Origin of the sequence: Spirillospora albida (assembly GCF_000718255.1) — a bacterium.
Classification (GTDB): Bacteria; Actinomycetota; Actinomycetes; order Streptosporangiales; family Streptosporangiaceae; genus Spirillospora; species Spirillospora albida.
Genome location: NZ_JOFJ01000010.1, coordinates 118556 through 131820 on the forward strand (window position 1 = coordinate 118556; position 13265 = coordinate 131820).

Here is a 13265-nt window from a genome sequence, read left to right on the forward strand (position 1 = left end):
GTCAGGGTATCGGCGTGGATGTCCTTAGGAGCCCGACTTGGCGGAGGTTCGACGGCGGGTCGTCGTCTTCTTCTTCCCGCCCCCCGCGGCGACCTTCTCCCGCCGCTCCGCGAGCAGCTCCGCCGCGCGCTGAATGGTGATCGACTCGACCTCGTCGCCCTTGCGCAGGCTCGCGTTCGTCTCGCCGTCCGTCACGTACGGGCCGAACCGCCCCTCCTTCACCACCACGGGCTTCTTGCTCGCCGGATCGTCGCCCAGCTCCCGCAGCGGCGGCGCCGCCGCGGCCCGGCCGCGGCCCCGCTGCTTCGGCTGCGCGAACAGCTCCTTCGCCTGCTCCAGCGTCACCGTGAAGAGATCGTCCTCGGACGCCAGCGACCGGCTGTCGGTGCCCCGCTTGATGTACGGGCCGAACCGCCCGTTCTGCGCCGTCACCGGCTCGCCGTCCAGCTCGCCGAGCGTGCGCGGCAGCGACAGCAGCTTCAGCGCGTCGTCCAGCGTGATCGTGTCCAGCGACATCGTCTTGAACAGCGACCCGGTGCGGGGCTTCACCGCGTCGGCCTTCTTCGTCCGCTTCTTCTTCTCGCCCTCGGCCGGAGCCGGGGACTCGGGGAGGATCTCCGTGACGTACGGGCCGAACCGCCCCGACTTGGCCACGATCGTGTGGCCCGTCACCGGGTCGGTCCCCAGTTCCCTGTCACCGGACGGCTGCGCGAACAGCTCCTCCGCCTTCTCGGCGGTCAGCTCGTCCGGCGCGATGTCCTCGGGGATGTTGACCCGCTCGCCGTCACGATCGAGGTACGGCCCGTACTTGCCGACCCGCACCATGATGTCGGTGCCCCGCACCGGGAACGAGCTGATCCCCTTGGCGTCGATGTCGCCGATGTCCTGGGTGAGTTCCTTCAGCCCCTCTTCGCCGTTGTCGCCGAAGTAGAACCGGGACAGCCACTGGATGCGCTCGGCCTCGCCCCGCGCGATCTCGTCCAGCCCGTCTTCCATGTGGGCCGTGAAGTCGTAGTCGACGAGGTTCCCGAAGTGCTGCTCCATGAGGTTCACCACGGCGAACGCCAGGAACGACGGGACCAGCGCCGTGCCCTTCTTGAACACGTACCCGCGGTCGAGGATCGTCCCGATGATCGACGCGTACGTCGACGGCCGTCCGATCTCGCGCTCTTCGAGCTCCTTGACCAGGCTCGCCTCGGTGTAGCGGGCCGGCGGGCGGGTCGAATGGCCCTCCGCCTCCACGCCGCTCGCGGTCAGCGCGTCGTTCTCGCCCAGGTTCGGCAGGCGCCGCTCCTGGTCGTCCCGGTCGGTGGCCGGGTCGTCCGCGCTCTCGACGTACGCCTTCAGGAACCCGTGGAACGTGATCGTCTTGCCGGTCGCGCCGAACTCGGCCGTCTCGTCCTGCGTCGAGACGCCCGTCACCCGGATGGAGACCGACTGCCCCACGGCGTTCTTCATCTGCGACGCGATCGTCCGCTTCCAGATCAGCTCGTAGAGCCGGAACTGGTCGCCGGACAGGCCCGTCTCGCCCGGGGTCCGGAAGCTCTCCCCCGCCGGGCGGATCGCCTCGTGGGCCTCCTGCGCGTTCTTCACCTTCGACTGGTAGACGCGCGGCTTGTCCGGGACGTACTCCGCGCCGAACAGCGACGCCGCCTGCCGCCGCGCCGCCGTGATCGCCGTCTCCGACAGCGTGATCGAGTCGGTCCGCATGTAGGTGATGAAGCCGTTCTCGTACAGCTTCTGCGCCACCGACATCGTGTACTTCGCGGAGAAGCCCAGCTTGCGGCTGGCCTCCTGCTGAAGCGTGGTCGTCCGGAACGGGGGGTACGGCTTGCGCTCGTACGGCTTCCGCTCGACCGACTTGACCGAGTACGGCCGGTCCCGCAGGCGCCCGGCCAGGGCGCGCGCCGCCTCCTCGTCCAGGTGCAGGGCGTCCTTCGTCTTCAACCGGCCGTCGGACGCGAAGTCGCGGCCCTGCGCGACGCGCCTGCCGTCCACGGACACCAGCCCGGCCTTGAACACCGTCGGGCCCGCGTCGGGCCGCCCCGTGTCGAATTCGGCGGCGATGTCCCAGTAATGGGCCGGGACGAACGCGATCCGCTCCCGCTCCCGCTCCACCACCAGCCGCGTCGCGACCGACTGGACCCGGCCCGCCGACAGCCGCGGCATGACCTTCTTCCACAGGACGGGACTGACCTCGTACCCGTAGAGGCGGTCCAGGATCCGGCGCGTCTCCTGCGCGTCCACGAGCCGCATGTTCAGCTCCCGCGGATTCGCGGCGGCGCGCTGGATCGCGTCCTTCGTGATCTCGTTGAAGACCATCCGGTGCACCGGCACCGTCGGCTTCAGGACGTCCTGGAGGTGCCAGGCGATCGCCTCGCCCTCCCGGTCCTCGTCCGTCGCGAGGAAGAGCTCGTCGGCCTCGGCGAGGAGCTTCTTCAGCTTGGCGACCTGCTGCTTCTTGTCCGTGTTGACCACGTACAGCGGCTCGAAGTCATGCTCGACGTTCACGCCGAGCTTCGCCCACGACTCGCCCTTGTACTTGGCCGGCACCTCGGAGGCACTCCCGGGAAGATCCCGGATATGGCCGATACTGGACTCCACGATGTAGCCACGGCCGAGGTAACCCGCGATCGTCTTCGCCTTCGCAGGCGACTCCACGATCACCAGGCGGGTACCGGCGCCCCCGCCCTGGGCACCCTTCGCGGTGCCGTTCTTGGCTGGCACAGTCGCTCCAACCTCGCTGTCTTGGTCTTCCTGCACAGGCTTTCTTCTTACACAGAATCCGTACAACGCCGCATCGCGACGCGTTCATGCCCGAGGATCCCCGCCACCATGATCCTCACCCCGCCCCGAAAGACGTGCGCAACTCTCACCGCCGCGCGCCTCCGACAGGATGACATGCCGCCGGGGGCCGTGCGGAACGGGTCGCCTCCGTAGGCTGCCCAACCCCGCGCCCACCACGCCATAATGGTCGGCGATGGTGGAGTACACCTACCTCATACTCTCCCTGCCGCGCGGCACCACGCGTGACACCGCCCGGCAGATCCTCACCGAGCACGCGGAACGCGGCGGCTGGGAGATCGACCGCCTGCGGCTTTACCCGGACGGGCGCCGCCACGTCCAGCTCCGCCGCAAGGTCATCCGCCAGGTCCGCACGTTCTGACGCACCGGCTCACGTTCCGCCCGGATGGTAGCACTATGTACCGCGTGCGCGACGTCCCGTAATCATATTCCCCGAACATGGGCTTTGCCCGCCCCGGACCGCGCCTCCGGGACGGGCAAAGCGTCTCGTCCGGCCCGCCTCCACGCGGGCCGTGGTCTCTGTCAGCGGCGGCCGAGCACCATCCGCCGGGTCAGCGCCAGAGCACCGGTGACGCAGGCCAGCACGCCCGCCAGCCCCACGGCCCAGACCGTCCCCGTCCGGGTCGCGGACGCGAGCGACTGCGGCGCCGAGACCGGCCGCAGGTCCCCTGCCCCGGGCGCCACGGCCACCGGCACGCCGACGTCCGTGCGCGGGGCCTCGGCCTTTCCGCCGACGAGCGGCAGCTCCGCCCCCGCCCCGCCGACGGCCGGCGCGCCCGGCTCGGCGGGCAGCGGCCCGGCCGGGAGCTCCTGCCCGGGGACCTTGGGCGTCCGCCCGCCGCGAGCCACGGGCGCGTCCGTCCCGTGGCGCCCGCCGTCGGCCACGGGCGACAGCACCACGCCCGGCACGCGAGCGGCCGGCGTGACGGTGCGCGAGACCGTCCCCGTGCGCGGCAGCCCCGTGGCCGACGGCAGGCCGCCCGCCTGCGGCAGCCCCGACGTCCCGCGAACGGGCAGCGACAGCGGCACCACCATCTCGCCCACTCCGTCGACGCGCGGCAGCCCGCCCACGGCGGGCAGCCCACCGATCGCCGGCCTCCCGGCGTCGTCCCCGAGCCGCGTGAACGAGCCCGTCATCACGCGCGGCGCCGACCCGCTCCGCGACACCGCACCCGTACGCGGCAGACCCCTCACCGCAGGCACATCACCCACGTGCGGCAGGCCCGCACCCGACTCACGGGCACCCGCCTGCGGCTCCACCGGCAGAGACAGCGGCACCACCACCGCCTCCGCACCACCCGTCCGCGACACCGCACCCGTGCGCGGCAGACCCCTCACCGCCGGAACGTCACCCACCTGCGGGAGCTCCGCACCAGCCTTGTGCGGGGCCTCGGCGGCCGGCTCGGGGAGGGACTGCGCCATCGGAGCCTCGCCCACGTTCCGCAGGGCCGCGTCCGCCGCGTCGAAGTGCCGCGGGTGCAGCGACAGCGGGGCCTCAGGGGCGGCCGGGTACGCCGTGACGGGCTGGCCCAGGGCGTTGAGGGTGTTGTGCAGGTGGGACGGGGCCTCACCGGGGGTGGGGCCGTTCGCCTGGTTCCCGGCGCCCACACCGGCGGCGCCGGACGCCTGCCCGGCGCCGGAGCCGCTGCGCACGTCCGCGCCGCCCTCGCAGAGGCCGGTCGCCGCGCCCAGGACGGCCGCCGCGTTCCCGCAGGCGGTGATCGGGATGCTGATCGGCGCGTTCGCCTGGTTGCCGGCGAGGACACCGGCGGTGCCGTCCGTGACCTGCTTCCCGCTGCGGTGACCTCCGTTGCGGACGGACGCGCCGCCCTCGCAGCCCGCGGCGGCGTTGCCGACCGCGTTGCCGCAGAGGTCGATGGGGGCGCTGACGGGCGCGTTGACCTGGTTGCCGGCGCCGATGCCGGCGACCCCGGAGGTGCGCTGGCCGGTGCCGGTGGGGCCGCCGTTCTTGACCTTTCCGCCGCCCTCGCAGCCGGCGGCGGCCGTGCCGATGACGCCCACGGCGTTCCCGCAGATGTTCATGGGCAGGGAGATGGGCGCGTTGATCTGGTTGCCGGACGCGACGCCCCCGGACCCGTCCGTCCGCTGCCCGCCGCGGGCGCCGCTGAAACCGCCGCCCTCGACCTTTCCGCCGCCCTCGCAGCCGGCGGCGGCCGTGCCGACGGCGCCCACGGCGTTCCCACAGATGTTCACGGGGACGGAGGCGGGGGCGTCCACCTGGTTGCCGGACGCGACGCCGCGCTTTCCGGACGTGCTCTGGCCGGTACCGCCGCTGCCGCCCTTGACCTTCGCGCCGCCCTCGCAGCCCGCGACGGCGGTCCCGGCGACGCCGACCGCGTTCCCGCAGACGTTCACGGGCAGGGAGATGGGGGCGCTGATCTGGTTGCCGGACGCGACGCCGCGCTCACCGAAGGTGTTCTGGCCGCTGAGGATGCCGGGGCCGTCGCCGGTGATCCCGGCGAAGGCGTTGGCGGGGACCGCGGAGACGCCGAGAGCGACAAAGCTCGCGGCGAGCACCGCGGCACGTGACGTGCTGCGCATGATGCTCCATTCGGGGAGATGTGGTGATCAGGCAGGACGAGACGCGCGCACGGCGGCGCGTCGATCTCGTGGGGGACGCTCCGCGCCCGGCCCGAGCCGCTCGGGCGGGGCCACGGAGCTCGCGATCTAGTCGGGCGCGAAGGAGGGCTCGTCCGCTGCCGTGCGGACGGCGGGGGCCTGGACCCCGACAAGGCGCACAGACGATGCCCGTGGCCGTCGCAAGGCCCAGGGCTGGTCATCGGGCAACCCGATGGGCCCGCCGAAGGGGGCGAGGGTCACCGCCGACGAAGAGCCGTCCGAGGCGGGCGCCGGAAGGGGCGCGGGCGTGTCATGCCCGTGGTGCCGGACGGGTTCCGGAACCTGCGCCGTGGCCGGCCGTTGCCGCCCCGCCTCGGTCCGGTTCTCGATCTCGATGTGCCGGTCACGCGCCCGGACGGGCCGCTGCGCCGCTTTCCGCCGGACGGCCGGGGCATCGGCCGTGACCGTGCGGACGGTCTCCGGCGCCTGGGCGCGAGGCGGGTGCGGAACGACGCGGAGCGGTGCCCGCACGGCCTCGGGCTCCGGCCTGGGCGCGATGGCCGGAACCGGCGCGTCCCGTGTGATCTGGTCGAGCCGCGTGACGAGCCCGGAATCGGGAACGGAAGGCAGTTCGTCGGCGTGCGCCGACTGGGTCAGGCACCCGATCAGCCAGCCCGCGACCACCAGGCCGGCCAGCACGAGCAGGCGACGGACGGACCGTCCGGCCACGACGTGACGCAGCCGGACGGAGACCGCCCGCATCCGCGCCTCGTCGTGTGCCATCGAACCGACCCTCCGTTACCCAGGAACGGCCCAAGCCGTCCCTACCTACGGTGACGATAGCACCACGGATCGCTCTTGTGATGGTAATGCCGGTGAAAATCAAGACCGATCGAGGAAATGGTCCAGAACCCGCACCCCGAAGCGCAGTCCGTCGACCGGGACGCGCTCGTCGATACCATGGAACATTCCGGAAAAGTCCAATTCTGGAGGCAATCTCAGGGGTGCGAATCCGAAGCACCGCATCCCGAGCCGCGCGAACGCCTTGGCGTCCGTCCCGCCGCTCAGGCAGTACGGAACCGGAAGCGCGCCCGCGTCCTCCGCCAGCAGCGCCGCCTCCATCGCGGCCACCAGCGCGCCCTCGTACTCCGTCTCGACCGCGTGGTCGTGATGCACGAATGAACGCTGTACGTCCGGACCGAGCAATTCGTCCACGGTAGCGAAGAAATCAGTCTCATACCCGGGCAAAAAGCGCCCATCGACCTGAGCCTTGGCCGTCTGCGGAATGACGTTCACCTTGTAGCCCGCGTCCAGCCGCGTCGGGTTCAGCGTGTGCCGCAGCGTCGCGCCGATCATCCGTGCCAGCGGCCCGATCTCGTCCAGGCACCTCTCCAGATGCTCCGGGTCGAACTCCACCCCGTACGCGAGGCACGCACGCTCCAGGAACGCCCGCACGGTCTTCGTCAGCCTGATCGGGAACTCGTGCGCTCCCAGCCGCGCCACCGCCGCCGCCAGCGCCGTGACGGCATTGTCCGGATGCACCATGGAGCCGTGCCCCGCCGTCCCCGCGGCGGTCAGCTCCATCCACGCGATGCCCTTCTCCGCCGTCTCGATCAGGTACATCCGCCGGTCGCCGGGCACGGTCAGGCTGAACCCGCCGACCTCCCCGACCGCCTCCGTGCACCCCTCGAACAACTCCGGATGCTCGCGCACGAGCCACTGCGCGCCCCACTGGCCGCCGGCCTCCTCATCGGCCAGGAACGCCAGCACCACGTCGCGCGGCGGCCTGCGTCCCTCCCGGAGCCGCTGCCGGGCGACCGCGAGGATCATCGCGTCCATGTCCTTCATGTCGACGGCCCCGCGCCCCCAGACGCACCCGTCCGCGATCTCGCCGCCGAACGGATCGCGCGTCCAGTCCTCCTTGCGGGCGGGCACGACGTCGAGGTGCCCGTGCAGGAGCAGGGCGTCCCGCCCCGGGTCCTCGCCCTCGATCCGGGCGACGACACTGGCCCGCCCCGGACGGGACTCGAAGATCTGCGCCTCCAACCCCACCTCGCCGAGCCGCTCGGCGACGTACTCCGCCGCCGCCCGCTCACCCGGCCCCGAGTGGTCCCCGGGGTTGCTCGTGTCGATCCGGATCAGCTCCTGGCAGAGCCGGACGACCTCGTCCTCAGCGGTCGGCTGCAGAACCACCATCATCACCTTCGCGCCTGGCGTCCACGGGTACCCGTCCATGGTGCCCGTCGATCGACTTCGCCGCGACTCCGGACCTTTGGTATGGTTGACCCCGCCGCCGCTCCTGCAGCGGCCTGCAACCGGTCCGGGTGGCGGAATAGGCAGACGCGCTAGCTTGAGGTGCTAGTGCCCTTTACGGGGCATGGGGGTTCAAGTCCCCCCTCGGACACATACAGACCGTACAGGTGGAGGCTCCGGAATGATCCGGGCCTCCACTTCGCGTTTCCGGGGACAGATGGCTTGGTGTCCGGTCATCCGCGGGCCATCGCGCGTTGCGGCGGCGCGTCGTCGATGATGTCGCCGTGGTGGGTGGTCAGGCGGTCGGCCGGTCGGCTACGGCCAGCCAGCCGAGGCGTTCGGACATGCTCCGGGCGCAGGTGACGACGGCGCGGACGTGCCGGGAGTCGTCGGCTGCCCGCCAGAGGATGGACCAGGGGTAGAACGAGGCCGGTCCGGTGAGCGGTCGCCAGATGGTCCCCGGGAGTGCCGAGATGCAGGAGGACGGCACGCAGTACAGGCAGCGGCCCTGGGCGACGAGGGCGGACGCGGCGCGGATGCTGTCGACGGTGCCCTCGTACACCGTCGGCGTGAACCCGGCGTCCCGGCACATCTCGACGGTGAACTGGTTGAACTCCGGGGCCTTCATCTCCTCGGCGAGCAGCAGCGGCGCGCGCGAGAGGGCCTCGACCGGCACCGCGTCCAGGTCGGCGAACCGGTGCCCGCGCGGGACCAGGACGCCGAGACGGTCCCGGCGGAACAGATGTGAGGCGACCCCGCTCGGCGCCAGTGCGGCGCGGCCGATGCCCACGTCGAGCCGGCCGTCCACGAGTTGCTGGTACTGCTCGGGGACGCCGACCTCGACCTGGTGGATCACCAGATCCGGATAGAGCGCCTGGGCCTCGTGCAGGATCTGCGGCATGGAGTCGTAGCTGGCGTCGATGATTCCCACCCGCATCGCCGGCGAGGTGCCCTTGGCGGTCCGGGCGACCTGGACGGCGCGCTCGACGCGGGCGAGTATCTGCCGCGCCTCGACCAGGAAGGCCGCCCCCGCCGCCGTCAGCGCGACATGGTGCGTGGTGCGGTCGAGCAGGCGCACGCCCAGCTCCCGCTCCAGGCGCTGCACCTGCTGGCTCAGCGCCGACTGCACGATGTGCTCGCGGGCAGCCGCGCGGCCGAAATTGAGCTCCTCCGAAACCGCGACGAAATAGCGGAGCTGGCGCAGTTCCACATCTCCCACCTCATGAGCTGGAACAGCGAGACCTGCCTCGCCGAGGCTACCGTGCGGCGTTCGCCTACAGCGGTTCGGTGACCCAGCGCCAGGCGCCTCCCTCGTGCCGGGCGCGGACGAGTTGCGCGCCGCTGGCGTCGGCGAGTTCGGCGACCGCCCTGACCATCCGGCGGTGGAAGTCGGCGGGCGGCCCGGAGCCGGGCGAGCCCTCCAGGAGGGTCACACTGACCTTCGCGTCGTCGCGGAGCTGTGCGGTCAGCCGTCCGGTCTCGTCCAGGCGGAGCATCACGATCGCGTCGGCGCGCACCATGTCATGGCCGCCGCCGGCCTCGATCCAGACCTCGGGAGTCGTCGCACTCATACGCCTGCATCTCCTCGGTTTCGGCAGTTCACGGGGCCCCACCACACAACATAGGCGCTCGGCACCGCGTCCAGCGGAGCCGCGCGCCGATGACGACCGCGGACGGTTATCGCTCCCACCGATGGCCTTTGCCCGAATTGGACGGTTCGACCCGGTTGTAATGCGAGTTCAACTGGCAGATGGACGCCATTGCACCCTGACCTGAAGCGACGCACTGAAGGAGACGTCTTCGATGAATCACGCGACGAGGGCCCACACCATGACCTACAGCCCGAACGGAACGGCACCGCGCTGCGAGCACGGGGACGGCCTGGCGCCCGTCACACCGAGATCGCTCGGCTGCATGGCGTGTGAGAGACGAGGTGACAAGTGGAAGAGGCTTCGGATCTGTTTGACGTGCGGATGCGTGGCCTGTTCCGACGATTCACCCCACCGGCACGCCCGAGCGCATTACCAGGAGACCGACCATCCCCTCATCGGCGCCATGGAACCGGGATCGACGTGGAGATGGTGCTACGTCCACGAACGTCTCGTCTGACGGATTCCGCGGCGCAGTGCCGACGATTTCGGCGGGTCGCGGTGACCTTCGTCGTCCGGCCGGAGCCCCGGTCATCTGCGCGAGTGATGGCGTGTGAACGGATCGGTTGTGGCCGTATCCGGTGCGCTGGGCTTGAGTGAGAACCGGTCGGCCGCTGCTGGGGGCGGCGTCCGGCCGGTCCAGGGCCGCCGCTCCTCCCCGAGCCGGTGGCCCTGGACCTTCGACGGGCGGCTCAGAAGCGAGATCCGATGACCAGCACGAACCCTGTTTCCGCGATCCGCACCGCTATGGCCGCCTCGACCCGGGCCGAGCACGAGGACGGCGTTCCGGTCGCGGGCGCCGCCGACCGTTCGGACACGGCCGGGCCCTTCGGACTTCCCGCTCCGGATCCCCGGATGGTCCAGCAGGCGCGCGACCATCTGACTCCTCGCCACGCGACCGGTGTGGACCTGTTCCTCTGGGAGGCCATGGGACGGCCGATGCCCGACCGTGATGCGATCGCGGCGGTCATCAGCGCAGGGGACCGGGCCCAGCGGGGAACGGGTGACAGTCCCGAGCCGGTCGAGGTCGCCGCGGCGCTCCTGGTGCTGAGCGCGGTCCGCCTGACCCTGGACCAGACCGAGGCCCATTTGCTCAACACCGCGCACGCCTCGGGCATGGGCTCCGAGCAGATCGCCGCCATCCTCGACGTCAGCGTCGAGGACGCCGAGGAGCGCTACCGGCTGCTCAAGCCCCGCTTGGACGAACCCGCCGCTCCGCCATGCCCACCGCCGGCCGCCCGCCCCTCCGCGCGGAAGACCGCCACCCGCCCGGCGTCGCGCGGCCGGCCGACCTGGGACGAACTGGACGACGGGGACTGGGAGTTTTGAACCGGCCGGGCCCGGCGGACGAGCCATGGGCGGGGCGGGCCGCTCTCCGTCAGTCCGCGGGGTCGTCGTCCGGAGGCGGGTCGAAGTCGACGTCGACGTTCTCAAAGCCCTTGTGGCGTTCGGTCTCGGCGTAGGAGGTGTAGGCGCGCCGGTCTCCCGTGGTCAGCTCGACGCGGTCGGTGAAGGGCGTGAGGAGGCTGCGGGGCCACAGCCGGTGCTCGCGGACGACGTTGATCTCGGCGCCGGCCACGAAGGTGATCGCGCCCAGATAGATCCACGCCAGCAGGCCGAGCACTATGCCGAACATGCCGTAGGTGGCCGTCGCGCCCTTGAGCATGTGACCGAGCAGGAACGCGCCGCCCCCCTGCAAGCCCTGCCAGACCAGCGCCGCGGCGATCGCGCCCGTCCGGACCTGCGCGACGGTGAGGGGCCGGGCGGTCAGCAGCCGGAACGCCACCGTGAACAGCACGACGTTGATGGCCACGGCCACCACGACGGCAGCCGCCCGCACACCACCGCCGAAGACGTCGGCGGACGCGGTCACCACCGACAGCGCGGTGGTCGCCAGGATCGCTCCGCCGCCGACCGCCAGCAGCGCCAGGCTGCGCAACCGGGCGGCGATCGGGTTCGGCCGGGAGTTGCGCGGCACTCCCCAGATCTTGTTCAGGGCGTTCTGGACGGCCTGCACGACGCCCAGGCCGCCGTAGAGACCGCCGGCGACACCCGTCACCAGAGCCAGGGAATTGCCTTGGAAGGAGTGGATGTTCGCGGCGATCTGGTCCCCGATGACCGGGAACTGCGCGAGCGCCGAATCCAGGACGCGTTCCTGCAGCCCCGGGTTGTCCTGCAACGCGAACCCCAGAGCGGTGACCAGCAGCAGAAGTAGCGGAAACAGCGATACGAAGCCGTAATAGGTGATCAACGCCGTGAGGTACGCGCCCTGGTCGTCCACGAACTTGTACACCACGGCCAGTGGCAGGCCCGCCCAACGGTGCCGCCTCTGGTAGGCGTCCACGCGGTCGACCAGTCCCACACGGTCCTTCTTCCCCGCTTCATCCCGATCGACGCCCTTGACGCACCGTGAGGTCGATCATACATTCACTCATTGAATGTATGAATGGAGGCCCGTGTGGTGGGACGAGAGACGGCCGTGGTGCTCGGCGGGAGCGTGGCGGGACTGTGCGCGGCGGGGGTGCTCGCCCGGCACTTCGACACGGTCATCGTCCTGGAGCGGGACGAGCTGCCGCCGGACGCGCGGCATCGGCGGGGGGTGCCGCAGAGCAAGCACCCGCACTTCCTGCTGAACTCCGGAAGGCGCGCGATCGGCGAGATCTTCCCCGGGTTCGAGGAGGCGCTGATCGGTGCGGGCGGGATGCATCTGATGCCGTCCATGGACGCGGCGTACTGCGAGAACGACGGCTGGGCGCCGCGCAAGTCCGGGTCGATGACGATGGTCTACAGCTCCCGGGTGCTGATCGAGCGGGTCCTGCGCGACAAGGTCCGCGAGGTACCGGCGATCGAGATCCGCGAGGGCGCGACCGTGACCGGGCTGCGGTCCCACGGGGGCGGCACCGCGCGCGGACGCGTGGAGGGCGTCGAGTTCCGCACCGCCGACGGCGACGGATACCTGGCCGCCGACCTGGTCGTCGACGCGCTGGGGCGGGGGTCCTCGGTCGTCGACTGGCTGAGTGCGGCGGGATGGGCCGCGCCGCCGGAGAAGACCCTCGACGCCAAGGTCACCTATACCTCGCGCTGGTACGACCTGCCGCCGACCGGGGAGCGTCCTGCGTCGTGGTGGTGGAGGCACCTGGTCGTCACCCCGACGCAGGACACCGGCGACCACCCCGCCGAGCACGAGTTCCTCAGCAACTTCTTCCCGATCGAGGGCGACCGCGCCATCGTGTGCATGGGGTCGTGGGGCATCGAGATGCCGCGCAAGGTGGACGCGTTCGAGGCCGCGGTGGACCGCGTCCGGGCCACGACGTTCGGGCGGGCGACGCGTGCGTGCACGCCGACGTCCGAGGTGCATCTGACGCGGTCGACCGGGAACAAGTGGCGGCGTTTCGACCTGCTCGACGTACCGCCGATCGGGCTGGTCTGCGTCGGTGACTCGATCTGCGCGTTCAACCCGTTCTACGCGCAGGGGATGAGCTCGGCGGCCCGGTCCGCGCTCATCCTCGGGGAGATGCTGCGCGGCCGGGACGCCCTCGACGCGGCGTTCTTCCGCGAGTTCCTGGGGCGGCAGAAGAAGGCCCTGGACGTGCCGTGGATGCTCGCCATGGCCCGCGACCAGGCGTACGACTTCGCGACCGGCACCGAGGTGGTGGCGGCCTGGCGACGCCGGCTCGCCGGCCGCCTCAGCTGGCCGATCTTCAACGCCATCAACGCCGCGAGCCGCGAGGACGCCTACGTCGAGCGGACGTTCGCCGAGGTGTTCAACCTCGACAGGTCGCTCAGGGAGATGGCCGCCGATCCGCGGTTCTGGTTCGGCATCGCGCGCTACAAGCTGCGCCGGCGGCTCGGCCGCACGGTCGTCCCGGGCGGGTTCGACGACCGGGAGGACCCGCCCGGTACCGACTACACCCAACTGGCGGGCGGGACGTCCGGTGACCGCGGCGGCGACCTCGTCGGAGCCTGACCTGAGGAGCG

11 protein-coding genes and 1 tRNA gene are annotated in these 13265 nt (G+C 71.4%); 5 read left to right on the top strand and 7 right to left on the bottom strand.

What is annotated here, in order from left to right:
- Positions 1–24 precede the first annotated feature (24 nt).
- Positions 25–2727 (bottom strand): type I DNA topoisomerase, encoded by a 2703-nt coding sequence (gene topA / locus IE99_RS0115245; RefSeq protein WP_037559452.1) that lies wholly within the window; start codon positions 2725–2727, stop codon positions 25–27.
- A 253-nt stretch (positions 2728–2980) separates the two neighbouring features.
- Between topA and IE99_RS0115250 the strand changes: the two genes are divergently transcribed.
- Positions 2981–3166, top strand: a complete 186-nt coding sequence (locus IE99_RS0115250; RefSeq protein ID WP_030170190.1) for a DUF5703 family protein — start codon at positions 2981–2983, stop codon at positions 3164–3166.
- A gap of 161 nt (positions 3167–3327) precedes the next feature.
- On the opposite strand, the gene IE99_RS30345 is transcribed toward IE99_RS0115250, so the two are convergent.
- The 3 genes from IE99_RS30345 to IE99_RS0115265 form a co-directional block, all read right to left on the bottom strand.
- Positions 3328–5367 carry a chaplin family protein gene (locus IE99_RS30345; RefSeq protein ID WP_051712536.1) on the bottom strand — a complete coding sequence of 680 codons (2040 nt, stop codon included), beginning with the start codon at positions 5365–5367 and terminating at the stop codon, positions 3328–3330.
- A gap of 126 nt (positions 5368–5493) precedes the next feature.
- On the bottom strand, positions 5494–6168 hold the full coding sequence (locus IE99_RS0115260) for a hypothetical protein (RefSeq protein ID WP_030170196.1): 675 nt from the start codon (positions 6166–6168) through the stop codon (positions 5494–5496).
- A 99-nt stretch (positions 6169–6267) separates the two neighbouring features.
- Positions 6268–7572: a M20/M25/M40 family metallo-hydrolase gene (locus IE99_RS0115265; protein ID WP_245623216.1), complete on the bottom strand. Its 1305-nt coding sequence runs from the start codon at positions 7570–7572 to the stop codon at positions 6268–6270.
- Positions 7573–7703: 131 nt separating this feature from the next.
- On the opposite strand from IE99_RS0115265, the gene IE99_RS0115270 reads away from it, so the two are divergent.
- Positions 7704–7789: transfer RNA gene (locus IE99_RS0115270), tRNA-Leu, on the top strand.
- Between the two features lie 144 nt (positions 7790–7933).
- Here IE99_RS0115270 and IE99_RS30350 read toward each other — a convergent pair.
- Together IE99_RS30350 and IE99_RS0115280 are read right to left on the bottom strand one after the other, a co-directional pair.
- Positions 7934–8848, bottom strand: a complete 915-nt coding sequence (locus IE99_RS30350; protein ID WP_051712537.1) for a LysR family transcriptional regulator — start codon at positions 8846–8848, stop codon at positions 7934–7936.
- Between the two features lie 64 nt (positions 8849–8912).
- Positions 8913–9209: a hypothetical protein gene (locus tag IE99_RS0115280; RefSeq protein ID WP_030170205.1), complete on the bottom strand. Its 297-nt coding sequence runs from the start codon at positions 9207–9209 to the stop codon at positions 8913–8915.
- Between the two features lie 343 nt (positions 9210–9552).
- On the opposite strand from IE99_RS0115280, the gene IE99_RS33655 reads away from it, so the two are divergent.
- Complete coding sequence (locus IE99_RS33655; RefSeq protein ID WP_425423830.1) at positions 9553–9747, top strand: UBP-type zinc finger domain-containing protein; 195 nt, start codon at positions 9553–9555, stop codon at positions 9745–9747.
- Positions 9748–9995: 248 nt separating this feature from the next.
- Positions 9996–10616, top strand: a complete 621-nt coding sequence (locus IE99_RS0115285) for a hypothetical protein (RefSeq protein WP_157610322.1) — start codon at positions 9996–9998, stop codon at positions 10614–10616.
- A gap of 49 nt (positions 10617–10665) precedes the next feature.
- Here IE99_RS0115285 and IE99_RS0115290 read toward each other — a convergent pair whose 3' ends face one another.
- Complete coding sequence (locus IE99_RS0115290; RefSeq protein ID WP_030170209.1) at positions 10666–11649, bottom strand: YihY/virulence factor BrkB family protein; 984 nt, start codon at positions 11647–11649, stop codon at positions 10666–10668.
- 96 nt (positions 11650–11745) lie between these two features.
- On the opposite strand from IE99_RS0115290, the gene IE99_RS0115295 reads away from it, so the two are divergent.
- On the top strand, positions 11746–13254 hold the full coding sequence (locus IE99_RS0115295; protein WP_211258819.1) for an FAD-dependent oxidoreductase: 1509 nt from the start codon (positions 11746–11748) through the stop codon (positions 13252–13254).
- Positions 13255–13265 lie beyond the last annotated feature (11 nt).